Source organism: Prauserella cavernicola (assembly GCF_016595675.1).
In the GTDB taxonomy this organism is placed as follows: domain Bacteria; phylum Actinomycetota; class Actinomycetes; order Mycobacteriales; family Pseudonocardiaceae; genus Prauserella_A; species Prauserella_A cavernicola.
In genome coordinates, this window is the sequence record NZ_JAENJH010000002.1 from 652,497 (window position 1) to 676,810 (window position 24,314).

The following is a 24,314-nucleotide window of genomic DNA, read 5'->3' on the forward strand; positions in this document are numbered from 1 at the left end:
GCTTTCGGTGACTCACTGAAGTGAACAACGGGCCGGGCCCGGGAGACGACGACGTCTCCCGGGCCCGGCTTTTGTCTGTGCTCAGCCGATCTGCACGGAGCGCTTGGCCAGCCCGTACCAGTAGCCGTCGATCACCGTGCGCGGCGCGGCCGCGTCCCCGCCCGCGCCGAGCGAGACGAACAGTGGCGCGAAGTGTTCCGTGCGTGGATGCGCGATCTGGGCGCCGGGCGCCTTGTGCTGGAAGTCGAGCACCGCGTCGATGTCTCCGGACGTGAGCGCCTGCGCTCCCCAGTGGTCGAACTCCGTCGACCACGCGGGCGGTGCGCCGTTGACGCCGTCGACCGACTGCATGGCGCGCAGGTTGTGGGTGAAGAAGCCGCTGCCGATGATCAGCACGCCCTCGTCGCGCAGCGGAGCGAGCTTGCGCCCGAGGTCGTAGAGCTCCTGCGGGTCGAGCGAGGGCATCGACACCTGCAGCACGGGCACGTCGGCGCCGGGGAACATCTCCACCAGCGGCACGTAGGCGCCGTGGTCGAGTCCGCGGTCGGGTGCGTCGTGCACCGGCGTGGGGCCGGAGTGCAGGAGTCGACGGACCTTCGCGGCCAGTTCGGGTGCGCCAGGTGCCCCGTATCGCACGCGGTAGTAGTGCTCGGGAAAGCCCCAGAAGTCGTAGACCAACGGCACCGTCGTGGTGGCGCCGATGGTGAGCGGGGCTTCTTCCCAGTGGGCGGAGACGATCAGGATCGACGTCGGTTTCGGTAGGTCTGCCGACCAGCCGGCGAGCTGCCGCGTCCAGGTCGCGTCGTCGGCGAGCGGGGGTGCGCCGTGGCTGAGGTAGAGCACCGGCATCCGGTCGGTGGGAGCGGTCATCGCGTACTCCAATGTTGAATGTTCAACTATGACTGTACGCCACAACCCGGGCCGCAGGGCGAAAAGCGCGGATTCTCGAAGCGTTGCCGTGGCTACCATGAGGCATGGTGGGGAACATCCTGATCTACCTCGGCGTCGTGGTCCTTCCCACCGCGGCGTTCTGGTTCGTGCTCAGCGTTCCCCGGATCGTCGCCTGGTTCCGGCGCAGGCGTACGCCCGCGGCCAGAGCCGTGCCGATCGAACGCCTCGCCGAGGACCTGCGCCGCGTGCACCGCGCGCTCGTCCGGCTCGCCCCCGGTGACCCCATGTTGCGCCGCCGCGCGACCCGCCAGGCCTACGACGCACTGCTGGTGCAGGCCTGCGACGCGGTCGACGTGCCGCACCGGCTCGACGCCGTACCCGAGGGCGTGGAGCGGGAAGTGGAGCGCCTGCGCGTCGAGGAAGCCCTGCGCGGCGCCGGACTCGCGATCCCGTGACCATCTTGAGGAAACGGAGAGGTTCGCGAGAGGGCACCGCTAGGTAGGGGTCGCATTCTCGTTCCTGTCAGGCCGCACGACGCGGCCGGCGCCACTCGACAGGAACCGAGGAGATCGACATGGAGCAGACCCACCCCGAGCAGCGCCGCTCAGCCTGGCGCCCGGTCGCACTGGCGGCGGTCGCCGGTTCGGTGCTGGTGGCGATGGGCATCGGCGTGTGGGCCACGCTGAGCGCCACCGCCGCGAACGTCACCCCGCAGCAGATCAGCAGCGGCACCCTCAAGCTCACGATGGCGGGCAACGGCGCAGGTTTCGACCAGGCCGTCTCCAACCTCGCACCCGGCGACACGGTGAACCGCTACCTCGACCTCACCAACGGCGGCACCCTGGACGCACAGGCGCTCACCCTGCAGGTGGCGGCCACCGGCTCCAGCGCACTGATCGCCGACGGCTCCAGCACCAAGGCACTGCGCGTCGCGGTGAACACCTGTACCGGCGGCACCTGGAACGCCGCCACCGGCGTGTGCTCCGGCACCAAGGCTCCGCTGCTCGCCGCCACTCCGGTCGGCTCGCTCGGCACCGCGGCCTCGTTGATCCCCGGATCCGTCGCCGCGGGCAGCGTCCAGCGCCTGCAGGTCGTCGTCTCGCTGCCCGACCAGACCGAGACCACGGTGAACGGCACCCTGCCCACCACCACGATCCAGGGCCAGACCGCCAACCTCACCTACACCTTCGGCGAGACCCAGCGCGCCGCGGCCACCACCAACTCCTGAGCGATCGACTCCCCTGGCGAGAGGTAGCACGATGACGACGGCACCGACGAGACGCGGACAGCGACTGCTGGTTGTGCTCGCCGGTGCCGTCGCCGCGATCGTGCTCGCGTCGGGACTGGCGTTCGCGACGGCGAGGGCGACCGCGGCCGGAGCGACGGTGCCCGCCCGCACCATCAGCTGGTCGGCCACGCTGGTCTCCTCCGACGGAACCGTGCTCACCGGCAGGACGCTCGACGCGGCAACCGTGCTCGGCGGGGCCAGGGCCGTGTACGGCTCGGTGCGCAACACCGGCACGGCCTCGCTGCTCAACCAGACCTACACGATCACGGCAGAGGGTCTGCCGCTCGGCGCCGTCACACTCCAGGCGTGCCTCGGCGGCAGCTGGCAGACCTCCACCGGTAGGTGCGACGGCACCACCGTGAACATCACCAGCGGCTCGGCCGCCGCGATCCCGCTCGGGGTCGGCGCTTCCGCCGGACTGAAGCTCACCGTTCCCGCGGCCGCGCTCACCACGGTCCACGTCTCCGTCTCGACCGTGCGCGCCAGCGTGCGGGCCGCGACCACCACCAACTCCTGAAGGGCCGAGTCATGACCGCCACCGCCGCGCCTGTCGCCCCCGTCACCGGCCGCCACCGCAGGCAGGCCCCGCCGCGCCGGATGCTGCGCGTGCTCGGCAACGTCGTGCTCGGCGTGGCCGCGGTGGGCGCGGTGTCGCTGGCCGGACTGGTGCTCGTGCTGAAGCTCGGCTTCGCTCCGGTGCTCTCGCCGAGCATGGAGCCCGCGTTCGCGCCGGGCGACCTGCTCGTCACCCGCGCGGTCCCGGCCACAGACCTGAAGGTCGGCGACGTCGTGGTGCTGCCGAGGCCCGACGCGCCTGGTGAGCGCTACGCCCACCGGCTGATCTCGGTGGACGCCTCCGGCGGCCAGGCCGTCGTGCGCACGAAGGGCGATGCCAACGCCGCGGCCGACCCGCTCGAACTGCGCATCACCTCGGACACCGTGCCGCTCGTCGTCACCGACGTGCCCGTGGTCGGCCAGGTGTCGCTGCTCGGCCAGTACGCCTGGGTGCGCATCGCGCTCATCCTCCTGACCGGCGGCTGCGTGCTCGTCGCGGCCAAGCGGGCGCTGCTCCGCCGATGAGCGCCCCGGATGCACTCGACGTGCCGAACCGATCACCCCTGGCCACAATCGGGGAGATGAGCAGCGCACGGGTCCTCGTGGTCGAGGACACCCAGGACATCCGTGAGGTGATCGAGGTCGCCCTCACCGGGGCGCTCTTCGACGTCCGCGTCTCCGAGGACGGCAACAGGGCGCTCGAGCTGCTGTCCACATGGGATCCCGACGTGGTGGTGCTCGACCTCAACATCCCCGGCCCCGACGGGCTCGAGGTGTGCCGCAGGCTGCGTCAGTTCTCCACCGCCTACGTGCTGATGCTCACCGCGCGCGCCGACGAGGTCGACAAGCTCGTCGGCCTGTCCGCGGGAGCCGACGACTACCTGACCAAGCCGTTCTCGCCGAGGGAGCTCGTGGCCAGGGTGCAGGTGATGCTGCGAAGGCCTCGTTCGGCGCCCGAGCCGAAACCGGAGGTCGGCCGCAGGCACGTGCTCGGCCCCGTGGAGGTCGATCTCGACGCCCGAGAGGTCGCCGTGCACGGTGACCCGGTGGCCACGACCAGGATCGAGTTCGAGCTGCTCGCCGCCATCGCCGAGAACCCGAAGCAGGTGCGCACGCGCGACCAGCTGCGCCAGCGTGCGTGGGGAGAGTCGTGGCTCGCTGACGACCACGCCGTCGACGTGCACGTGTCCAAGCTGCGGCGCAAACTCGCCGCGGCGGGCGCACCCGACCTGATCACCACGGTCCGCGGGGTCGGCTACCGCGTGGATCGGACCAAGCTGTGACCAGGAGGCTGCTCGTCGTCGACGACGACCCGGACCTGCGCGAACTGCTCGGGCTGTGCCTGCTCGACACGGGCTGGCTGATCGACACCGCGGCCGATGGCGAGGAAGGGCTGCACCGCTGTCGCGACGAGCACTACGACGGCGTCCTGCTCGACCTCGACATGCCGAGGCTCGACGGGCGGCAGACGCTCGCCGCGCTGCGTGCCGACGCCGGGACCGCGTCGGTGCCGGTGGTGTTCCTGACTGCGGCGGCCGACCCCGCGCTCACCGCGACCCTGACCGAACTCGGTGCCGCTGACGTGCTCGGCAAGCCGTTCGACCCGACCGGGCTCGGCGCGCGACTGGCGGCGGCGTTCGGCTGGCTCACCACCACGGACGATCGTCTCGGGGGCCCGCAACCGGCAGCGTGACCGTGAATGCGCTGCCCGGTCCCTTGGCCACGGCGACGTGTCCGCCGTGGGCCTGGACGATGCCGCGCGTGATCGTCAGCCCGAGGCCCGCGCCCTGCTCGGTGTGCGTGGAGTCGGCCTGCACGAACGGTTCGAAGACGCGTTCCCGCAGGTCCTCCGGCACGCCAGGCCCTTCGTCGATGACGTGCACCTCGACCGTGTGCTCCGAGCACGACGACTCCAGCCGCACCGGGCTGCCGCGCGGCGATGCCTTGACCGCGTTGGCGAGCAGGTTTGTGAAGACCTGCACGAGCCGATCGGAGTCGGCGCGCAGGCGCATCGGTTCGCACGCCGTGACCAGCTCGACGTCGTGGCGTTGCGCGGTGCCCGCGACCGCCCCGACGGCGCTGTCCAGCACCTCGGCGAGGTCCACGTCGGTGAGTCGCAGCCGCAGCTGACCGCTCTGCACGCGGGAGAGGTCGAGCACGTCGTTGGCGAGGCGCACCAGCCGGTCGGTGTTGCGCACGGCGATGCGCAGCAGCTGGTTCGCCTGCGCCGACGGGGTGCCGAACCGGCCAGAGGCGAGCAGCTCCAGCGACCCGTGCACCGACGTCAGCGGGGTCCGCAGTTCGTGGCTGACCAGTGCGACGAAATCGCGCTTCACCACCTCCGCCTCGCGCAATCCGAGATTGGCCTGCACCACCGAGCACTCCAGTTCCACCCAGCTCGCGAGGTCCCGCAGCTGCACCCGCTGGGTGGGCGTGAGCTCGCGCGGCTCGCCGCCGAGCACGCACAGAGTGCCGATGCGATGGCCGGACGGCGCGCTGATCGGCTGGCCGGCGTAGAAGCGGATGTGCGGAGGGCCGGTCACCATCGGGTTGTCCGCGAACCTCGGGTCGGCGCGCGCGTCGGGCACCTCCAGCAGTTCGTCCGAACGCAGGGCGTGGGCGCAGAAGGACACGCTGCGCGGCGTCTCGCGCTGGTCGAGCCCGACGCACGATTTGAACCACTGCCGTTCCAGGTCCACAAGCGACACGAGCGCCATCGGCGCGTCGAGTACCTGGTGGGTCAACCGCGTGATGCGGTCGAAGCGCTCCTCCCGCGGCGTGTCCAGCAGTCGCAGCGCTCGCAGGGCGGCGAGCCGGTGGACCTCGTCGTCCCAGGCGTCGCTCATGTCCCGAGTATGCGCAGGCGAGTGCCGGGTCCGGGGCGACCGAACCCGATCGAGTGACTGCAGGGCCTCGCCGCGCGGGTCGCGGACTACCAACGGAATCCACTGAGCTCCTTGACCTGGCCCTATGGACATGGTTTCAACTGGGCCCGTTGACGAAGGTCAAACGGGACTATGTGAACAAAGGGGCGGTAAATGCACAGGAGACTGCGGTTCGCCGTGGTGATCCCCGCGGTCGTGGGTGGCCTGCTCGCGGGAGTGACCCCGGCGCTGGCGAACCCCGGCACGTTGAACACCACCGGCATCCCGGCGCGCTACGCCGAACAGGACCTGGACTGGCGCCAGTGCACCGCCGAGGATGTGCCGGACCAGCCAGAGTCAGCGAAGATCCTCGAGTGCGCGACGTTCGCGACCCCCCGCAACTGGGAGCGCCCTGACGACCAGCAGGACGTGACGATCGCGATCAGCAGACTGAAGTCCACCGGTGAGACGACGGCGTCCGTGCTCACCAACCCGGGCGGCCCCGGAGGGCCCGGCCGTTCGTTTCCCGCCTCGCTGAGCGAGCAATCGAAACTGCGTGAGCACCAGGAGATCATCGGCATCGACACCCGCGGCACCGGCAGGAGCACGAACATCTCGTGCGGTGGCATGGGCGACGGCACCGAGGACGGCTACGACCCGCGCGACCGTGACCCACGCAATCTGGACCTGCTCCTGGACAACCTGGAACTCACCACGAAGACCTGCGAGCAGACCTCCGGCGAACTCGTCAAGTACGTCGACACCTTCCACAACACCAAGGACCTGGACCTGCTGCGGGTCCTGCTCGGCCGGGAGAAGATCAACTGGATCGGCTACTCGGCGGGCACCTGGCTCGGCGCGCACTACGCCCAGCGTTTCCCCGACCGCGTCGGCCGGTTCGTGCTGGACTCGTCGGTCGACTTCACCTCGACCTGGGCGGCGTCGTTCGACCTGCAGCCCATGGGCTACGAACGCCGCTGGCGGCAGGACTTCCTGCCGTGGGCCGCGTCCCACGACGACCGGTACGGGCTCGGTACCACCGGCGAACAGGTCCGGCAGACCTACGAGAACGTCCGGTACGCGCTGTCCCGCAATCCGGTCGAGGTCGACGGCGCGAAGGTCGGCGCGGTCGACCTGGACACCCGGTTCGTCGGTCTGCTCAAGACCAAGCACGCCTTCCCCGGCCTGGCAGACTTCCTGGTCCAGCTCAGGACGCTGACCGGAAACGACGCCTCGGAGCAGGCCAAGGCGCAGGCCAGGACGGCGATCGCCGCCGCACAGGCCGAGCCGGACCCCACTGACACCCTGCTCGCCGTCCTGACCGCCGTCAGGTGCAACGACGGCGCCGAGACCGGCGACCGGGAGTCGGTGATCCGCAGGTCGCAGGAGTTCCTCGACGAAGGCAAGCTGCTGGCAGGCGGGTTCTGGATGTTCATCCAGAACTGCATCTTCTGGGAGGGCCAGCCCCGTCCGCTGCCCACGGTGGACGGCAAGGATGTCCCGCCGGTGGTGATGGTCCAGTCGGTGAACGACCCGGCCACGCCCATCGAGGCCGCCCGGAAGGCACACGCCGGGTTCGAGAACTCCCGGCTGCTGACCGTCACCGGCGAGGGCGACCACGGCATCTACGGGTACGGCAACTCGGCCGTGGACAAGGTCGTCGACGCCTACCTGGTCGACGGCGTGGTCCCTGAGGATCAGAGCGTGCCCGGCATGCCGCTGCCCGACCCCTCCTGACCGGTCAACGCTTGTGAAGGCCACCTTCGCTACGTCTCACGTGGTGAAGGTGGCCTTCACGAGTTCGTGGGGTCGTCGCCAACGTGACGCGCCTACTCCTGCGCGAGGTCGGCGAAGCGGCTGTAGTGCAGCTGGTGGGCGACGCTGATCGTGCTGGTCGGGCCCGCACGGTGCTTGGCGAGGATCAGGTCCGCCTCGCCAGCCCTCGGGTCGTCGCGTTCCCACGCGTCCGGCCGGTGGATCAGCACCACCATGTCGGCGTCCTGCTCCAGCGAGCCGGACTCACGGAGGTCGGACAGCATCGGGCGCTTGTCGGTGCGCTGTTCGGGACCACGGTTGAGCTGGCTGATGGCGATCACGGGCACCTCGAGCTCCTTGGCCAGCAGCTTGAGCGCACGCGAGAACTCCGAGACCTCCTGCTGCCTCGACTCGACGCGCTTGCCCGACGACATCAGCTGCAGGTAGTCGAGCACGACCAGCTTGAGGTCGTTGCGCTGCTTGAGCCGCCTCGCCTTCGCGCGGATCTCCATCATCGTGAGGTTCGGCGAGTCGTCGACGAACAGCGGCGCCTCGCTGATCTCGCTCATGCGCCTGGCGAGCCGCGTCCAGTCGTCGTCCGACATGCGGCCACCGCGCATGTCGGCGAGCCGGATGCGGGCCTCGGCGGAGAGCATGCGCATCACGATCTCGGTGCGGCTCATTTCCAGCGAGAAGATGCAGCTGGACATGCCGTGCCGGATGGAGCACGAGCGCGCGAAGTCAAGTCCCAATGTCGACTTGCCGACACCAGGTCGGGCGGCGACGATGATCATCTGTCCGGGATGCAGCCCGTTGGTCACCTCGTCGAAGTCGGCGAACCCGGTCGGAATGCCCTGCGCGGTACCGCCTCGCGACGCGATCGCGTCGATCTCGTCCATGGTCGGCTGGAGCAGTTCCTCCAGCGCGACGTAGTCCTCGCTCGTGCGCCGCTCGGTGACCTCGTAGATCGCGGCCTGCGCGCGGTCGACCACCTCGTTGATGTCGCCGCCGTCGGTGCCGTCGGCGTTGTAGCCGTACTGCACGATCCGGGTGCCCGCCTCGACGAGCCTGCGCAGCACGGCCTTCTCGGCCACGATCTCCGCGTAGTACCCGGCGTTGGCCGCCGTCGGCACCGTCGCGATTAGTGTGTGCAGGTACGGGGCACCGCCGATGCGGCTCAGCTCGCCGCGCCGCTCGAGCTCCGCGGACACCGTGATCGGGTCGGCGGGCTCACCGCGGCCGTAGAGATCGAGCACGCAGTCGTAGACGGCCTGGTGCGCGGGCCGGTAGAAGTCCCCTGGCCGCAGCACCTCGACGACGTCAGCGATCGCGTCCTTCGACAGCAGCATGCCGCCCAGCACGGATTGTTCGGCCGGTACGTCCTGCGGCGGCTGGCGATCGAACCCGCCGCCTTGATCGGACGAGGCGAAAGCGGGACCGCGGTCGTCGGTGATCGCCACCGGTGCAGGCACCTCCTGATATCAATGACTACTCGAACACGCGTTCGATTCTATCGGATTCGGCCACCGGTTCGGGATCACGTCGGGTGTCGCGTTCCGGAGGCCGCCGGAGCACGCTAGATCCCTCGGAAGGAGCAGCGCAATCTCGCCTGGGGACGGCGCTGTGGACAACCTGTTGATGGGGCCGCCCAACGAGTCACAGGCTCGCGAAACCCTGTGGACAACGTGGGGAAAAGCGTTCGCTCATTTGTGAAAACACCTGCTCAGAGCCTGTGGGTAAGCTGTGGAGAAACTAGTTTGCGATCTCGCGGCGTGTCGCGTCGAACTCCGCTCCCGGCGTGTCGCGCATGGTGCTTGTCACCAGGCTGGGGGCCGGCCTGTGGATGAACGCTACGCAGCGTTGAGTGCCCACCCGTTGGGCTGAACGAGTGGCGCGGCTCAGCTGACGGGGATCCGGCTCGCGAGGTGCCGCAGTCGCTCGGCGATCACCTGCGGCGATCCCGGCGTGAACGCGATCAGCGGTTCGCCCGAGCCGGGAACCTCCTCGGTCAGCCAGCGGCCCTCGGTGGTGTCGATGTAGTTGAGCGGCCGCTCGACGCGCTCGCGCCTCCCGGTGCGCCCGCGCGCGGCGGCGTACAGGCTGCCGCCGCCGAGCCGGGGCAGCTTCAGCACCCGGCGCAGCTCGTCGGCCTCGACACTGCCCGGGTTGGGCGTGCCGCTGCGCATCACGGAAAAGTCGTCGCCGTAGGAGTCGGAGCGGCGCTTGCCACCGCTCGCCTGGCTCTTCGGCACGCGCAGCTGTTGCCCGCGCCCCGGCCCGAGCCGCGGGATCTGGGCGACGAAGTTGTCCAGGATCTCCTCGGGGCGCACCGACACGAGCACCACGCCCTCGTGGTCGGTGTTGCGCGCGAGCACGAACCCCTCGCCACCGGCCGACCCGGCGAGCAGCGTGAAGTTCAGCGGCTTGCCGTCGTGGCCGCCGTTGATCCAGCCGAAGTACTCGACGGCGGGCCGGGCGACCGCGTCGAGCGTCGCCTGCAGTCCACTGTGCACGCCACCGCGGCCGTAGAGCCCGTAGCCCCGCAGTTCCGCGTCTGCCCGTTCGTCGGCCGCCCGCCGGGCGCGCTCGTCCTCCCACACCGGGGTGCTCGCGAGCACCGTGTGCGGCTCGACGCCGCGTCTGCGGATGAGGTTGAGCAGCGTGCCCGTCGTCAGGGTCACCTGCTGGTCCAGCACCGTCGTCTTCCCTCTTCTCTTGTCCCGGACCGGATGGTCACTCACCGATGACCGGTGGTGCGGTGAGCTCGTCGGTGCCGAACAGCGAGTCGGCGTCCTCCTCGACGAGGAACTTCGACTGGTGCTCCTCGTCCTCAGCGCCCTTGCCGCCGCGACCGCCGCCGCCCATGCCGCCCATCATGCCGCCGCCCATGCCCCGGCCGGCGCCACCTGCTGCACCCGCCGCGGCCGCGCCGCCCATCGCCGCGCCGCCGAGGCGACCCGCGCCGGAGGTGGCACCGGGCGAGGCGCCCGAGCTCGAACCGGCGCCGGGCACACCACCCGCGCCGCCGGCACCGTAGGCGCCGCCGCCAGGACCGAAGCTGCCGACGCCGGCGACCGAGCCCCCGCCGGAGCCCGCGCCAGCGCCGCCGCCACCGGGGCCGAAGCCGCCCGGCGAGTAGCCGCCGCCTGCGGAGAAGTCGGCGCTGGGCACCTTCGGCGGGACGTAGCTGGAGGAGTTGGTGGTGTCGTCCCACTCGGGCGGCTGGTAGCCACCGTTGCCGTACCCGCCGCCGTACCCACCGGGGCCGCTTCCACCGGAACCAGGGCCCCCGATGCCGCCGGGAGGGATCGAGCCCGGGGTGCCGCCCGGGTAACCGCCCGGCGGGGTGTAGCCCCCGCCGCCGCCGGGTCCGCCAGGCGTGCCGATGCCGGGGACGGAGCCGCCGCCCCCGCTGCCGCCACCGCCGGTTCCGGGCCGGTCGGCGCCGCCGGGCCGGTCCGAGCCGTCGCCGGGCTTGTCGTTGCCGTTCTTGTCGTCTCCGCCGCCGTTGTCGTCGACATCGACGTCGCCGATGTCGCCGTCCAGCGCGGAGTACGTCGGCATCCGCCGCCCGTTGTCGGCGCTGACCTGGAAGTACTCGTTGAAGGCGTCGACGTTGGCCTGCGCCTTGTCGTTGTAGTCCTTGATCGAGCGGTCGGTGTCGGTCTCCCACGGCGTGACCGTGTTCAGGAAGCCGCTCTCTGGCGGATCCTTGGGGATCGGCTGCACCTTGGACGCTACCGTCTGGAACGCCGAGCCCTGCTCACCGAGAGTCCGGTCGCTCTCCTGGAGCTTGTCCCCCGAGTCCTGCATCCAGTCCTTGAGCGGATGCGCGCCCGATCGGGCCGCGTCGGCGCCCCCGCCCTGCCAGGCGTCGTCCATGAGCTGGTTCAGCTCGTCGATCTGAGTGACCCGGTCCTGGTAGACGCCCTGCAGCGTGTTGGCCGAGGTCTGGCCGTCGTTGATCGAGCCCGGTCCGGGACCGGACGTGATCTGCTCCCAGATCTGGTAGGCGTCGATCCGGCGGTCGCTGTCACCGCCCTCGTAGCTTCCGGCCGAGTCCTGCGTCGCCGCTCCGTACGCGGCCGCCCCCGCGACGACCGGGACAAGGAAGAACACCATGTCGGATCAACCCCTCAGTGTGGCGATGGTGGCTTCAGCCACTCGATCGGCGACCGGGCACGGGTCGGCGACCTCGGGCCCGTAGTCGAAGTTGGTGAGCACGAAGAGCGTGGTCTGCTCGTCGACGCCGACCCAGAGTCCGCAGCCGCCGTCGGTGCGGTTGTCGAGGGTGGCGGTGTGGACGGCCGGGTAGCCGGCGATCTCGGTCTCCTCGAAGTACTCGTTGGAGGAGCGCTGCTCGTAGATCGCGGAGAGGCCGTTCTCGTTCTCGGTCACGACGGAGAGGTCCACGCGGTTGCCGCTCTCGGCCGCGTACTCCCAGACGCAGGCCGTGGCGTTCTCCCCGCCCGCGGTGGGTTCCACGCGTCCCTCGGCGAACCCGAACTTGGAGAGATCGTCCGGCGAGAGCGCGGCACACGGACCGGAGACGAGCGCCGCCGCGTCGAGTGGTTCGCCGACCGGAGGAGCCGCCTGCTCCGAACTGGACGGTGCGGCCGAGGGCGAGGCGGGAGCGTCCACTCCCTCGTCTCCGCCGCTGCTGCCGCACGCACCCAGGGTGATGGCCGTGGCGAGCACGGTGAGTCCGAGGCCCGCTCGTCGACGCATGCTCATGCGGACTGCTCACCGGCCTGAGCGATGTCGGACTGCGACTGCTCTTCTTGTGAACTGATGCTGCGCTTGGCCTGGTTCAGCGCGTCGATGTACTTGCCGACGTAGTCCTGCATGCGCCGGTTGGACTCGAGAAAGGCCTTGCCGGAGGGATTCGCGAGATCGGCGAAGTCGCCGCTGGCGAACTCGCGGCCCGGCGGCTGCACGTGAGCCATGCGCTCGGCGTCGCGCTCGTCGGTCTTCAGGGAGTCCCGCAGGTCCTCCCACTTGCGGATGACGGCGTCGAGCTCCTCGGCCTTGAACTTGTAGCCGCCGCCCGCCGCGGGCGCCGGAGCTCCCGCGACCTTGGGCGCCGCCATCGTCACGACCTTGCCGACACCGGCACCGATAGCGCCGCCGACCCCACCTGCGTCCAGCATCGCCCCGCCCATCCCCTTCACCCTCAGTGAAGATTAATTTTCCTCAGGGCGGTGACCGCTCGTCAAGCACGTCCCACCCGTCTCCGTTCTTTCCGACGTGCGCGGACGCGAATGCGTTCCCCTCCGGAAACGCCAATGGCGGGACCCCCGGTGTCCGGGGATCCCGCCATCGTCAGGCAGTTGGTGCTACTTCGGCGAGACCTCGATGCGCACATCGGCGGTCACGTTCGGGTGGAGCCTGGCGCTGACCGAGTGCTTGCCAACGGTCTTGATGTGCTCGCGGAGCTCGATGGTCCGCTTGTCGAGCAGCGGACCGCCCGCGGCCTTGATCGCACCGACGATGTCGGCGGTGGTCACCGAGCCGAAGAGCTTCTTCGAGCCCTCGGCGGCCTTGGCGGAGAGCTGGACGGCGCCGAGGCCCTCCAGAGTCGCCTTGACCTCCTTGGCGTGGTCGAGGTCGCGGATGCGACGGCTCTCCTGCGCACGACGGATGGTCCGGACGTTCTTCTCCGCACCCTTGGTCGCCGTGATGGCGAACCCCCGGGGCAGCAGGTAGTTGCGCGCGTAGCCGTCCTTGACCTCGACGATGTCGCCGGGGCCGCCCAGGTTCGCGACGTCGGTCGTCAGGATGATCTTTGCCATGTCTGACTCCCTTCTCAGCGCGCGGTGGACGTGTAGGGCAGCAGCGCCATCTCGCGGGAGTTCTTGACCGCGATGGCGACGTCGCGCTGGTGCTGGCTGCAGTTTCCGGTCACCCGACGGGCACGGATCTTGCCGCGGTCGGAGATGTACTTCCGCAGCAGGTTGGTGTCCTTGTAGTCGATGAACTCCGGGTGGCCCTGCTTCTCGGCCTTGCAGAAAACGCAGACCTTCTTCTTGGGCTTACGAATGGGTGGCTTCGCCACTTTTTACTCCTGGGGAACTGTGTCGTGGTTGGGTCTAGAAGGGCGGCTCGTCCGAGAAGCCACCGCCACCGCCGCCGCCACCGGCAGGCGGGGCCGAGCCCCACGGGTCGTCGGCGGGAGCGGCTGAGCCACCGCCGCCGAATCCGCCACCGCCACCGCCGCCACCGCCGCGGCTGACCTTGTTGACCTTGGCGGTCGCGTAGCGCAGCGAAGGACCGATCTCGTCGACCTCGAGCTCGACGACGGTTCGCTTCTCGCCCTCTTTGGTCTCGAAGGAACGCTGCTTGAGCCTGCCCTGAACGACTACCCTCGCGCCCCTGGTCAGCGTCTCGGCGACGTTCTCGGCCGCCTGCCGCCAGATGTTGCAGCGCAGGAACAGGGCCTCGCCGTCCTTCCACTCGCCGGACTGGCGGTCGAAGGTGCGCGGGGTCGACGCGACGGTGAAGTTCGCGACGGCCGCGCCGGACGGCGTGAAGCGCAGCTCCGGGTCGGCGGTCAGGTTGCCGATCACTGTGATGACGGTGTCTCCGGCCATCGCGGGATCAGGCCTTCGCGGCGATCTTCGCGGCGGCCTTGGCGCCACGCGGCGCCTTCGGACGCACGACCTTGGTGCGCAGCACGGTCTCCTGCAGAGACAGCTGGCGGTCGAGCTCCTTGACGGCGTCCGGCTCGGCACGCAGGTCGAGCACCGCGTAGATGCCCTCGGCGTTCTTGTTGATCTCGTACGAGAGCCTGCGACGGCCCCAGACGTCGACCTTCTCCACGCTGCCGCCGGAAGTGCGGATCACGTTGAGGAAGTTCTCCAGGGTGGGGGCGACCGTTCGCTCGTCGAGCGAAGGATCGAGGATGACCATCACCTCGTAATGGCGTGACACAACCACTCACCTCCTGTGGGCTTCGCGGTCACGGACGATCCGTGACAGGAGGGTTGTCAGTCAGTCAGTGTAGCTGCGGGCTACGACGCCTTTCGCAGCACCCAGGTCCTGACCAGCGCGGCTGTGACGCCGGCCAGTGCGACCACGGCGAGCAGCATCGGAAGCTGGACCTGGCTCGGCGATGCGGGTGCGGCGATCGCGTCGGCGTTGCCCGCATTGCGCACGTCGTTCGACTGCCCGGTGTCGGCTCCGTTGCCCTCGTCGGCGCCGAGCAGGCCGAACTCGGCCGAGCCGGGAACGCCGCTCGACGGCGGGTAGCGCAGCCCCGGCGGCGCGGCGATGTCCGCGTTCGGTGCGCTCGCCACGGGGATGCCGCTGTAGTCGCGCGGGGCGACGGCCTCGCCGCCGGTTCCCTGCGGGACGCCGGGTGCGGCTTCCGGGGTGCCCGCCGCGCCGGGGGCCGGCGCCGGCGCACCGCCGGGCTGCCCCGTGGCCGGCGGCGGGGTGTCGGAGGTCGGCGGGGTGAAGTTGGAGGCGAAAAGCGAGAGCCCGCAGTTGCCCGCGACCTTGTTCTCGATGACGTCGAGGGTCTTCTGCTGCGTCGACTTCAGCGCGCCGAGACCGGCCTCGCCCTCCAGCGCGTTGCGCACGGCGGTGCCGATCACGGCCCCGCCCACGTTGCCGCCCTGCGCGTCGGGCACGGAGCCGACCGTGAGCGTCTCCTCGGAGATCTTGCGGGCCAGGTGGTCGGGCCAGATGGTCAGGTCGTGCACCAGGACGACCGACTTCGCCTCCTGGGCGCCGCGCTTGACGAGGTCCTTCACCGACTCGCCCTTGACGGTCACGGCCTCGCCGATCGGACCGGTCACGGCGGCGGTGCACGACGGCGCGGGCGGGACGGCCGCGGCCGCCGAGCCCGCGGTCAGCACGGTGCCACCGGCGAGTGCGGCCGTGAGGGCCGCCGTGGTGAACACCTTGCGAGTCATCCCTGCCAGGGCGGTCGGCATGGTCCGCACAGGAGCTGTCCCTCCAGAAGTTGGCACCGTGTCAAAGAGGTAACGAGAAGTCACCGAAGAAGATACGCGAGAACGCGCTACGTGGTTGCCCTTCTCAGCACCCAGGTTCGCACGAGCGCCGCGCTGACGCCGGACAGTGCGAGCACGGCGAGCAGCATCGGCAACGCGGGACCGTCGGCGACCCCACCGGAAGCCGAGGGCAGCGCGTCGGCACTACCGGCGCTGCGGACCGCGTCCCCGCCTTCCCCAGCACCGTCTTCGCCCGCGTCCTGGCCGAGGATGCCGAACTCCGGTGAGTAGCCGGGGATCTGGCCGCCGTAGCGGATTCCCGGCGACATCGAGAACAGGCCGGGCGTGGCCGTGGGCAGGCCCGAGTAGTCGCGCATCGGAGCCCACGCGGTTCCGAAGCCGAGCCATGCCGCTCCCGGCAGCGCGGCTCCGCCGAGCACGGGACTGTTGGGCGCGGGGATCGTGCCCAGCCGGTCGGGTTGTGCCGGCGGGCCGGCCGGAGCGGGCCGGGTGCCGGGGCTCTGCGGCTCGGGCCGCACGGGTGGTTGCTGCGGTGCGGGCTGGTTTCCACTGGGCCCGGCGAGCGCTCCCGCGACCTGGCCGACGGCCTTGTTCGCCGTGCCGGTCACGCCCTCCACCGTTCCGTTCACCGCGCCCGCGACGGGTGCCCCGACTCCCGGCACGGGGGCCACGACGGTGTCGACGACGTTGACGGTGACCTTGCAGACGCCGTCGAGCAGCGAGCCGATGCCATCGGTCACCACGCCGAGGTCGAGGGTGAGACCGAGCAAGGTGACACCCTGGATGCGATCACCGGGCGCCGCGGTGACCGTGCTGCCGCAGGGCACCTTCTTGGTCTCGGCCGCGGCGACTCCGGGTGCGGCCAGTGCCGCTGTGCCTGCCAGCACGAAGGCGGCGGTTCCCACGGCTGCGACCCTGCCGGTGCTCCTGTGCATGCCTGCCTCCCGGTTCGCTCCTCAATGGGTAACGAACCGGTGCCGCGAACGTGACGCGAAAGCGGGCTCAGGTCGCCTTGCGGCGCAGCCAGGTGCGGGCGAGGCCCGCGATCACGAGCACGAGGGCGACCACGGCGAGCAGCAGCGGCAGGCGGTCGGGCGAGTCCGGCGCGGGCAGCGCCTCGACCGTGCCCGAGTCGCGCATGGCGGTGACGTCGGGCACCTTGCCCGCGTCCGGCTGGCCTGCGCCGGGTGCGATCGGCGGTGCCATCGGGGGCAGCTCGGCGATCGGCGGGATCGAGATCGGGCCGAGCGGGGCGAAGCCTTCGATCGCCACGGTCTCGCCTGGCGAGGGGAGGAACGCGCCGTCTCCACCGTCGGAGCCCGTTGCTCCACCGGGGCCGGAGTCGCCGTCGCTGCCGGGCGCGCCGGGAGCATCGGGGTTGCCGGGAGCGGGCTGCTCGGGCTCGGGCTCACCGGGCTCCGGTTCGCCGGGCGCGGGGTCGTCGGGGGCAGGCGCCTCCGGAGCCTCGGGCGCCTCTTCCTGCGGGTTGGGCAGTACTTCCTGCACGGGAGCGGCCAGGGTGTTCACGGTGTCCTGGGTGACGTCGCAGACCTCGCCGAGCGGGTTCACGAGCACGTCCGCGCTGCTGAGGCCGAGCCCGTCCAGCGCCTCCTTGACCGGCAGCGAGAGCAGCGCGCCAGAGTCGGAGCCGAGCCCGAGGTCGAGCAGGCCGGGTTGGTTCACCGCGGCGCCGAGGTCGACGGTGAGTGGCTTGCCGTCCTCACCCTTGAGCGTGGCGTCGCACTCGCCGACCACGACCTCGCCCTCGGCGAATGCCGTGCTCGGCAGAAGCAGCAGCGCCGACGTGGTCAGCGTGATGCCGACCGTGCCGAGCCGTGCCACGTGCCGCCGAAACCCAGACCCCATGAGTTCCTCGCCTTCACGCTCCGTGTGTGACCGCAGTCAAATGCGTAGGACACGATCACGGTACTCGATCGGAGCCCGCGCGAATCGTTACCCTCGGATAATGCTCATCGGAGCCCACGTTCGTGACGACGACCCGCTGTCCGCTGCCCGCGAGCGGGGTGCCGACGCCGTGCAGTTCTTCCTGTCGGATCCGCAGGGCTGGAAGAAACCGCAGCGGCACCCGCAGGCCGACGAGTTCGCCCCGGCGGGTGTCGAGGTCTTCATCCATTCGCCGTACGTGCTCAACGTGGCGTCGCTGAACAACCGCATCCGCATCCCCTCGCGCAAGACCGTCGCCCAGCACGCCGAGGGCGCGGCAGAGGTCGGTGCGAAGGGGCTGGTCGTGCACGGCGGCCACGTGCGCAAGGGCGAGGAGCCCGACGAGGGCATCGCCAACTGGCGCAAGTTGTTCGAGCGCCAGGCCGAGCAGGGTGGTTTTCCCGTGCCGCTGCTCATCGAGAACACCGCGGGCGGCGAGAACGCGATGGCCCGCGAGTTCGACATGCTGGCCAGGCTGTGGGACGCGGTCGGCGAGTTCGGTGCGGGCTTCTGCCTCGACACCTGCCACGCCTACGCCGCGGGCTGGGACCTCGACGGGGTGGTCGACCGCGTCCGCGCGATCACCGGCCGCATCGACCTGCTGCACCTGAACAACTCGCGCGACGAGTTCGGCTCCCAGCGCGACCGGCACGCCAACGTGGTCGGCGGCGACGGCACGATCGACCCGGAACAGCTCGCCGAGGTCGCCAAGGCCGCGGGCGCGCCGGTGATCGTGGAGACGCCGTCAGACGGCCAGGCCGCCGACATCGAGTACCTCCACGGGCTTGCCTAGCCCCGCCCGCTCCGAGCGCCGCGCCCAGCTGCTCGTGCTCCTGCTGCTGTGCGCGGCGACGCTCGCGCTCGGCCTGGTGAACAAGTACCGGTGCACGGGGCCCGAGTTCGACGAGTCGGGGCGCAGCACGCCGAACTACTCGGAACGCAACTACCTCGACGCCTGCTACTCCGACATCCAGTTCCTGTGGCTCGGCCGCGACGTCGATCAGCACACGTTCCCCTACGTCCACGGCGATCTGGTCGACGGCGCACTGGTCGGCGGCTCGCTCGAGTACCCGGTGCTCACCGGTGTCGCGGTCTGGGCCGGCGCGTTCTTCGCCGACACCGACGCCCAGTTCCTGTTGTTCTCCGCGCTGCTGCTGATCCCGTTCGGGCTGGTGACGGCGTGGCTGCTGGGCAGGCTCAGCGGCTGGCGGGCGCTCGTGTGGGCCGTGGGTCCCCCGCTCGTGCTGTACGCGTTCCACAACTGGGATCTGCTGGCGGTCACGTGCGCGGTGGGCGCGTTCTTCGTGCTCCACCAGGGGCGGGGCTCACTGGAACGCCGAGCCGGGTTGGCCGCCGTGTTACTCGGCGCCGGGTTCGCGGCCAAGGTGTACCCGGCGTTGTTCGTGGTCCCGCTCGCGCTCTACGTGTTCACCGAGGGCGGCAGGGATGTGCGCGGGGCGGTGCGCGTGATGCTGATCTCCGCGGCCACGGCGGTCGCGGCGAACCTCCCGTTCGCGCTGGTGGGCTTCGACGGCTGGTGGGCGTCGTTCGAGTTCCAGGGCCAGCGCGCGGTGGACGCGACCACGAACTCGATCTGGTACTGGGGTGTGCGCCCGCTCTTCTCCGACGACGAGGCGTTCCAGTCCTTCGCCGACCTCGCCTCGCCGGTACTGGTGCTCGGCTCGCTCGCGCTCGCCTGCTGGCTCGGCTGGCGGCGCTACCGCTCGGAGGGCGCCTTCCCGTTGTTGCCCGTCTGCGCGGCGGCGCTGTGCGGATTCCTGTTGCTGCACAAGGTCCACTCGCCGCAGTACACGCTGTGGTTGCTGCCGATGTTCGCGCTCGTGCGGGTGCGCTGGGGCTGGGTACTGGCCTACTTCGCGGCCGACCTGGCGATGGGCATCGGCGTTTTCCGCTGGTACGGCGTGCTCGGCCAGGGCGGCGGCGCCATCTACGACGGGTTCGCCTCGCAGGCCGTGGTGATCGGCGTGTGGGGCAGGGCCGCGTTGCTCGTCGGGTTGTTCGTGGCGTTCTCCGCCGCGGCCGCCGTGCCCTACCGCGCCGCGACCGGGCGTTTGACCACCACGGCGTCGGGGGCTCCGTCGAGCACTCCGCCGGAGGGGTCGTCGTCCCCCGCTCTGCGCACCAGGTCCGACGACGGCCGGTAGATCTCCCTCACCACCAGCACACAGAGGCCGATCACCGCGAGGTCGCGGATCACGACCGCGCCGAGGAACCAGTCCTCGGGCAGCCCTTTGTTGTCGGTGCCGAGGTAATAGAACATCCGGGGCGCCCACACGAGCGCGTCGACGATCATCCACCCGATCAGCAGCCGCCAGCGCGGGATCGCGAGCACGGCGAGCGGCACGAGCCACAGCGAGTACTGCGGACTCCACACTTTGTTGGTGAGCAGGAACGCGGCCACCACGAGGAAGCACAGCTGAGCCAGTCTCGGGCGCACGGGCGCCGTCAGCGCGAGATAGGCGACACCCGCGCAGCAGAGCAGGAAGAGCGCGCCGCTGACCGTGTTGAGCCACGACGGTGTCTCGCCCTGCGCGAGCTGTCCGTCGAAGCCGGCCCAGCCCGTGAAGTGCGAGATGACGTTGTAGATGGAGTCGGGGTCCATCCCGCGTTCGGTGTTGAGCCGGAAGAACTCCTCCCAGCCCTGGCGCAGGAAGAGCATGAACGGCAGGTTCACCGCCAGCCACGTGCCCGCGGCGACGAGCGTCGTGATGCTCCACTCGCGCAGCTTTCCCGCGCGCAGACACAGCACCAACAGGGGTCCGAGCAACAGCAGCGGATACATCTTCGCCGCGGCCCCGATGCCGAGCAGCAGCCCGGCCAGCGCGGGTTTTCGTCTCGCCCAGGCGAGCAGCCCCGTCGCGGCGAACGCGATGGCGACGGTGTCGAAGTTCGTGAACGCGTGCACGATGACCAGTGGCGACACCGCGACGAGCGCGGCGTCCCATGGTCGTCGGCGGGCCGTTCGCGCCACCGCCCACACGGTGACCAGCCACGCGGCGGCGAGGAACAAGGCCGTGATGTTGAAGTACACGGCCACCGGTAGCGCCCCCGGCAACCAGCCCGCCTCCGCGACGTCACCCCACGCGTGCGCGAGCTTGGCGTTGACCCACTGGAAGAGCCCCGTGAGCACGGGGTACTCCATGAACCGCACCTGCTCGCCGTCGGTGCCCTCGTTCTCGACCCAGCTGGTGGCGTAGGGGAACGTCTCACCGCGGTCGAGCCGCTCGGCGGTGTAGAGCGGAACGACGTCCGAATAGCACATCGCGACGTAGGGCCTGCCCGAGCGCCAGTCCAGCTCGGCCTGTCCGTCGTCGTTGACGAACTGCTGGATGCACGCGGCCTTGCCGAACCAGCCGAGCATCAGCCCCAGCACCGCGAGCAGCAGTCCCACCCGCAGCGGCGACCAGAACCAGTGCCTGCCGACCGCCGCGTGCTCGCCCAGCGGTCCGCCGAGCGGGCGGCTCGCCGCCGCCACCACCGGCTCGGTCAGGCTCGGCGCCACCCGCTGTCCCGATTCCAGCGACATGGTGTCGGGCGTCCCGGTTGAAGACGGATCTGGACTATCGCTGGGCACGGTCCGAATGTTACGTGCCCCGAATACGGAACGTGGCGGCCACTCGTGAGTGACCGCCACGTTCGCTCAGCCTTCTGTTTCCTGTCTCCACCGCTCGTTATCGTCCCCGCCCGGGTTCCCCGGCCACGTCGGGAGGCCCGGGACGTCCGTTTCCGTGTCCGTTTCCTCGTCCTCGGTCGGAGTTGATTCCTCGGTCGACGTCGGGACCTCTTCGCTCGATGACGGGGGCTCCTCGGTCGTCGTGGTCGTAGCCGTCGTCGTGGTTTCCTCCGAAGTCGGTGTCGAGTCGTCCGTCTCCGGCGGCGTAGGGACCCGGCCGATCGGCTCCACCTCCTCGAACTCCGCCTCGGGCATTTCCTCGAGGTAGGAGTCCATGAAGGTCTTCCACAACTCGCCAGGGAGGCCACTGCCGTAGATCAGGCCGCCGTCGGCGTTGCGGATCGGCTTGTTGTAACCCGTGCCGACCCACACCGAGGTGGCGATCTGCGGGTTGTAGCCCACCATCCACGCCTCGGCGTTCTCGTTGACCGACTTGTTGCCCTCCGGGTCCACGTACTGGTGCGTACCGGTCTTGCCCGCGCAGTCGCGCTCGTCCGCGCAGGTGAGCTCCGACGACGTCAGCACCGGCTCCAGCGACTCGGTCACGTTGCCCGCGATCTGCTTGTTCTCCTCGGTGTCCTGGGAGAACGCGGGCTCGCCCTGCACGGCCTCCGGCGTGGTCTCGTCGAAGAGCACCTCACCGTCGGCCGTCGTGAGCTTGGAGACGAAGTGCGTGTCGCGCTGCGTGCCGCCCGCCGCGAAGGTGGCGTAGGCGCCCGCCATGTCGGTGGGGGTCACCACCGTGCTGCCACCGCCGATGGCGATGTTGCCGTCCGCGTTCGCCATGGTGGGCCGGTTGCCGCCGTCGTCCTCGGGGATGCCCGCCGAGAGCGCCGCGTCCACGACAGCCTGCACACCGACCTCGTTCAGCACGATGTCGTAGAACACCGTGTTGATCGAGCGCTCCATCGCCTCGGCGACCGTACATTGCGGACACTGCGCGTCCTCGGAGTTGCGGACCGTGCTGTTGCCGAACTCTCTCGGCGAGCTGCCGTCGTAGACCTCACCGAGGCCCTTGCCGCTCTGCAGCAGCGCCACGAGGTCGAACGGCTTGAACGACGAGCCTGGGTTGCGCTGCTGGTTGCCCCAGTCCACCTCGTCGACGCCCGCTTCGTTGGGTCCGCCGTAGTAGGCAAGCACCCCTCCGGTCTTGGGGTCGACGGCGACCAGTGCCTTGCGCAGCTCCTCCGGCTGGCCGTCCATGACCTCGTTGACGCTGCGCTTGGCCGTTTCCTGGGCACGCTGGTCGATGGTGGTGTACACCTTGTAGCCGCCCGACTGGACCTTTTCCTCCGGGTAGCCCTTGGCCTCCAGCTCGGCCTTCACGCGCCCCTCGATGTAGGCGTCGGGGCCGCTGATCGAGTCGGGCTTGGCCTCCTCGGCCGGGATCGGCGTGGGGAACGTCGCGGAGTCGCGCTCCTGCTGCGTGATCCAGCGGTTGTTCACCATCTGGTCCATCACGTAGCTCCAGCGCTTCTGGACGTTCTCCAGGTCCTCGGAGCGACCCGGAGCCTGGATCATCCCGGCGAGCGCCGCCGACTCCGACGAGTTCAGCTCCTCGGCGTGCTTGCCGAAGAACGCCTGCGCCGCGGTCTCGATCCCGTAAGCACCACGTCCGAAATAGATGGTGTTCAGGTAGGCCGTGATGATCTGGTCCTTGGACTGCTCGTTGTTCATCTTGAACGACTTGACGAGCTCGGTCCATTTCCGGGTGTAGGAGTACTCGTCGTTCTCGGTGGCGACCTTGATGTACTGCTGGCTGATGGTCGAACCACCGCCGACGCCACCCGTGAGCTGGTTGTACGCCGCACGCGCGATACCGGTGATGTCGAAGCCGGAGTTGGTCTCGAACGTCGCGTCCTCCGCCGCGTAGACGGCGTGACGCACCGTGTCGGTGACCTGGTGCGGCTCGAGGTGGATGCGGTTGCCGCCGTCGGCGGGGATGTCGCGGCCCATCTCCTTGCCGTCGGCGTAGAAGTAGGTGACGACCTTGCCCTGCTGGGCGGCCACCTCCTGCGGCGACGGCACGTCGACCAGCAGGTAGGTGATGGCGAACGCGATCGCGGGCAGCACGAAGAAGATGCCGACGAAGGCGTACAGCGACCTGCGGATCCGCCGCCAGCGGCGCTTCTTGCGCTGCTCGGGCGTCAGGATCTTCTTTGCCTTCTTGCCCCCGTCGTCGCCCTCGGGGTCCTCGTCGAAACCCGCCTCGTGGAAGCGGGCCTCGTCCTCGTCGGACCAGCCGCGGTCGTAGCCGTCGGAGTCGTAGCCGTGCTCATCGCCGCCGGTGCCGTTGTGCGCGCGGTGGGTGATCAGCTCGGGCTCGCGCTCCTCCTTCGGGACGCCGACGGGCGCGACCATGCCGGTCGGCTGCTCGTCCTGCGGGGGCCGCTGCCTGCGCTGCTGGCGAGGGGGTGGCTGCTGCCGGTGACCCGCCTGCTGGGGCTGCTGAGGACCGCCGGGCGGACGCGCGCCGGGCGGAGGGGGTCCCTGCTGCCTGCGGCCAGGTGGGGGCGGCTGCGGGGGCGGGGGCTGCTGCCTGCCGCCGCCCGGGGGACGGCGGGGCGGCTGGCCCTGCTCACCACCGGGCCAGCGCGGGGACTGGCCCTGGTCGCCGCCCGGCCACTGCGGTTGCTGCGGTGGCTGTTGCGGTTGGCGAGGGGGCTGTTGCGGCGGGCGCACCTGCCGCGGTTGCCGAGGTGGCCTGGCCGGCTCGTCGCCGGTCGGCCACTGGTGGCCGCCGTCGTTGCCGGACGGTGGCCTGCCATGTCTGCCGCGGGCGGGGTCCTCCCCCGGCCAGCGGTGATTTCCCTGGTCGTTCACTCAAGACCCTCCCAGATCGGCGCGTCGGGGTACGCCGTTCTGCGGACCGACCCTCTGTGCGCGGCGGGACTTCTGCTGCATCAATCCCATGTCTGCCGTCACTGACCTGCGGTCCTCCGTGAGTGTGGGTGCGGTGTTCCAGTACCGAGGACGTATGACTGCACCAGGTGGTTCCAGCGACACGACCTGCAGACCTCAACCACGTAGACGGTGAACTCGGCGAAAAGGTTGGCCATCCGCTCGAGTTCCTCCGGCCCGCGGGCCGATCCTGCGACGTGCTTGAGCTCGTCGCCGTACACCCACGACACCAGGGTGACCGCTTCCTTGCGGCACACGGGGCACGAGGTCTCGCTGGACTGGCCGTGGAACTTGGCCGCCCTGAGCAGATAGGGGGTGGCGTCGCAGACATCCATGGTGCTCACGCGGCCGGAGTGGAACTCGGCCAGCAGCGCACGGCGCTGTAGCGCGTAGTCGACGACCTGCCGCTGGTTTCGCACCAGAACAGAGTACGTGCTCCGCGTGGG

The 24,314-nt window shown here is 70.2% G+C and carries 26 protein-coding genes; 9 read left to right on the top strand and 17 right to left on the bottom strand.

Features of this window, described 5'->3' with window-relative positions; all coding sequences use genetic code 11:
* Nucleotides 1-81 precede the first annotated feature (81 nt).
* A complete protein-coding gene (locus JHE00_RS09725; RefSeq protein ID WP_200317135.1) occupies nucleotides 82-870 on the bottom strand; it encodes a dioxygenase family protein in 789 nt (262 codons plus the stop codon).
* Between the two features lie 104 nt (nucleotides 871-974).
* Between JHE00_RS09725 and JHE00_RS09730 the strand changes: the two genes are divergently transcribed.
* The 6 genes from JHE00_RS09730 to JHE00_RS09755 all read left to right on the top strand — a co-directional run bounded on the left by JHE00_RS09730 (nucleotide 975) and on the right by JHE00_RS09755 (nucleotide 4,427).
* The gene (locus tag JHE00_RS09730; RefSeq protein WP_200317137.1) at nucleotides 975-1,346 is read left to right on the top strand and encodes a hypothetical protein; all 372 of its coding nucleotides are present in this window, start codon (nucleotides 975-977) and stop codon (nucleotides 1,344-1,346) included.
* Nucleotides 1,347-1,465: 119 nt separating this feature from the next.
* The gene (locus JHE00_RS09735) at nucleotides 1,466-2,119 is read left to right on the top strand and encodes a TasA family protein (RefSeq protein WP_200317139.1); all 654 of its coding nucleotides are present in this window, start codon (nucleotides 1,466-1,468) and stop codon (nucleotides 2,117-2,119) included.
* Nucleotides 2,120-2,150: 31 nt separating this feature from the next.
* A complete protein-coding gene (locus JHE00_RS09740) occupies nucleotides 2,151-2,696 on the top strand; it encodes a hypothetical protein (protein ID WP_200317140.1) in 546 nt (181 codons plus the stop codon).
* 11 nt (nucleotides 2,697-2,707) lie between these two features.
* Entirely contained in the window at nucleotides 2,708-3,259 is a 552-nt protein-coding gene (locus JHE00_RS09745; protein WP_200317142.1) for a signal peptidase I, read from the top strand.
* A 56-nt stretch (nucleotides 3,260-3,315) separates the two neighbouring features.
* Nucleotides 3,316-4,017: a response regulator transcription factor gene (locus JHE00_RS09750; protein ID WP_230423186.1), complete on the top strand. Its 702-nt coding sequence runs from the start codon at nucleotides 3,316-3,318 to the stop codon at nucleotides 4,015-4,017.
* Nucleotides 4,014-4,427 carry a response regulator gene (locus tag JHE00_RS09755; RefSeq protein WP_200317146.1) on the top strand — a complete coding sequence of 138 codons (414 nt, stop codon included), beginning with the start codon at nucleotides 4,014-4,016 and terminating at the stop codon, nucleotides 4,425-4,427. The genes JHE00_RS09750 and JHE00_RS09755 overlap by 4 nt, the downstream gene beginning before the upstream one ends.
* On the opposite strand, the gene JHE00_RS09760 is transcribed toward JHE00_RS09755, so the two are convergent.
* Complete coding sequence (locus JHE00_RS09760; protein WP_200317147.1) at nucleotides 4,381-5,580, bottom strand: GAF domain-containing sensor histidine kinase; 1,200 nt, start codon at nucleotides 5,578-5,580, stop codon at nucleotides 4,381-4,383. The genes JHE00_RS09755 and JHE00_RS09760 overlap by 47 nt on opposite strands.
* A gap of 192 nt (nucleotides 5,581-5,772) precedes the next feature.
* Here JHE00_RS09760 and JHE00_RS09765 point away from each other — a divergent pair, with 192 nt between their 5' ends.
* Entirely contained in the window at nucleotides 5,773-7,335 is a 1,563-nt protein-coding gene (locus tag JHE00_RS09765) for an alpha/beta hydrolase (RefSeq protein WP_200317148.1), read from the top strand.
* 92 nt (nucleotides 7,336-7,427) lie between these two features.
* Here JHE00_RS09765 and dnaB read toward each other — a convergent pair whose 3' ends face one another.
* The 12 genes from dnaB to JHE00_RS09825 form a co-directional block, all read right to left on the bottom strand.
* The gene (gene dnaB / locus JHE00_RS09770) at nucleotides 7,428-8,813 is read right to left on the bottom strand and encodes a replicative DNA helicase (RefSeq protein ID WP_200317149.1); all 1,386 of its coding nucleotides are present in this window, start codon (nucleotides 8,811-8,813) and stop codon (nucleotides 7,428-7,430) included.
* 438 nt (nucleotides 8,814-9,251) lie between these two features.
* Nucleotides 9,252-10,049, bottom strand: a complete 798-nt coding sequence (locus JHE00_RS09775; protein ID WP_200317150.1) for an ESX secretion-associated protein EspG — start codon at nucleotides 10,047-10,049, stop codon at nucleotides 9,252-9,254.
* 37 nt (nucleotides 10,050-10,086) lie between these two features.
* Entirely contained in the window at nucleotides 10,087-11,475 is a 1,389-nt protein-coding gene (locus tag JHE00_RS09780) for a PPE domain-containing protein (protein WP_200317154.1), read from the bottom strand.
* Between the two features lie 6 nt (nucleotides 11,476-11,481).
* The gene (locus tag JHE00_RS09785) at nucleotides 11,482-12,087 is read right to left on the bottom strand and encodes a DUF3558 domain-containing protein (RefSeq protein ID WP_200317156.1); all 606 of its coding nucleotides are present in this window, start codon (nucleotides 12,085-12,087) and stop codon (nucleotides 11,482-11,484) included.
* On the bottom strand, nucleotides 12,084-12,515 hold the full coding sequence (locus JHE00_RS09790) for a hypothetical protein (RefSeq protein WP_230423187.1): 432 nt from the start codon (nucleotides 12,513-12,515) through the stop codon (nucleotides 12,084-12,086). Before JHE00_RS09790 ends, JHE00_RS09785 begins: the two co-directional genes overlap by 4 nt.
* A 174-nt stretch (nucleotides 12,516-12,689) precedes the next feature.
* On the bottom strand, nucleotides 12,690-13,145 hold the full coding sequence (gene rplI, locus JHE00_RS09795) for a 50S ribosomal protein L9 (protein ID WP_200317158.1): 456 nt from the start codon (nucleotides 13,143-13,145) through the stop codon (nucleotides 12,690-12,692).
* A 14-nt stretch (nucleotides 13,146-13,159) separates the two neighbouring features.
* The gene (gene rpsR / locus JHE00_RS09800; protein ID WP_200317160.1) at nucleotides 13,160-13,408 is read right to left on the bottom strand and encodes a 30S ribosomal protein S18; all 249 of its coding nucleotides are present in this window, start codon (nucleotides 13,406-13,408) and stop codon (nucleotides 13,160-13,162) included.
* A 34-nt stretch (nucleotides 13,409-13,442) separates the two neighbouring features.
* Nucleotides 13,443-13,943, bottom strand: a complete 501-nt coding sequence (locus JHE00_RS09805; protein ID WP_200317162.1) for a single-stranded DNA-binding protein — start codon at nucleotides 13,941-13,943, stop codon at nucleotides 13,443-13,445.
* Nucleotides 13,944-13,950: 7 nt separating this feature from the next.
* Nucleotides 13,951-14,283 carry a 30S ribosomal protein S6 gene (gene rpsF / locus JHE00_RS09810; RefSeq protein ID WP_200317164.1) on the bottom strand — a complete coding sequence of 111 codons (333 nt, stop codon included), beginning with the start codon at nucleotides 14,281-14,283 and terminating at the stop codon, nucleotides 13,951-13,953.
* 80 nt (nucleotides 14,284-14,363) lie between these two features.
* Entirely contained in the window at nucleotides 14,364-15,290 is a 927-nt protein-coding gene (locus JHE00_RS09815; RefSeq protein WP_230423188.1) for a hypothetical protein, read from the bottom strand.
* A gap of 86 nt (nucleotides 15,291-15,376) precedes the next feature.
* The gene (locus JHE00_RS09820) at nucleotides 15,377-16,264 is read right to left on the bottom strand and encodes a hypothetical protein (protein ID WP_200317167.1); all 888 of its coding nucleotides are present in this window, start codon (nucleotides 16,262-16,264) and stop codon (nucleotides 15,377-15,379) included.
* A gap of 67 nt (nucleotides 16,265-16,331) precedes the next feature.
* Nucleotides 16,332-17,195 (bottom strand): hypothetical protein, encoded by an 864-nt coding sequence (locus JHE00_RS09825; RefSeq protein ID WP_200317168.1) that lies wholly within the window; start codon nucleotides 17,193-17,195, stop codon nucleotides 16,332-16,334.
* 100 nt (nucleotides 17,196-17,295) lie between these two features.
* On the opposite strand from JHE00_RS09825, the gene JHE00_RS09830 reads away from it, so the two are divergent.
* Both JHE00_RS09830 and JHE00_RS09835 read left to right on the top strand, forming a co-directional pair.
* A complete protein-coding gene (locus JHE00_RS09830; protein ID WP_200317169.1) occupies nucleotides 17,296-18,066 on the top strand; it encodes a deoxyribonuclease IV in 771 nt (256 codons plus the stop codon).
* Nucleotides 18,059-19,438, top strand: coding sequence for a glycosyltransferase family 87 protein (locus tag JHE00_RS09835; RefSeq protein WP_200317170.1), 1,380 nt, complete (start codon nucleotides 18,059-18,061; stop codon nucleotides 19,436-19,438). The genes JHE00_RS09830 and JHE00_RS09835 overlap by 8 nt, the downstream gene beginning before the upstream one ends.
* Here JHE00_RS09835 and JHE00_RS09840 read toward each other — a convergent pair.
* The 3 genes from JHE00_RS09840 to JHE00_RS09850 all read right to left on the bottom strand — a co-directional run bounded on the left by JHE00_RS09840 (nucleotide 19,324) and on the right by JHE00_RS09850 (nucleotide 24,287).
* The gene (locus JHE00_RS09840; protein WP_200317171.1) at nucleotides 19,324-20,820 is read right to left on the bottom strand and encodes a glycosyltransferase family 87 protein; all 1,497 of its coding nucleotides are present in this window, start codon (nucleotides 20,818-20,820) and stop codon (nucleotides 19,324-19,326) included. The genes JHE00_RS09835 and JHE00_RS09840 overlap by 115 nt on opposite strands.
* A 114-nt stretch (nucleotides 20,821-20,934) precedes the next feature.
* On the bottom strand, nucleotides 20,935-23,790 hold the full coding sequence (locus tag JHE00_RS09845; RefSeq protein WP_307831873.1) for a transglycosylase domain-containing protein: 2,856 nt from the start codon (nucleotides 23,788-23,790) through the stop codon (nucleotides 20,935-20,937).
* A gap of 98 nt (nucleotides 23,791-23,888) precedes the next feature.
* Entirely contained in the window at nucleotides 23,889-24,287 is a 399-nt protein-coding gene (locus JHE00_RS09850; RefSeq protein WP_200317172.1) for a DUF5318 domain-containing protein, read from the bottom strand.
* Nucleotides 24,288-24,314: the final 27 nt, after the last annotated feature.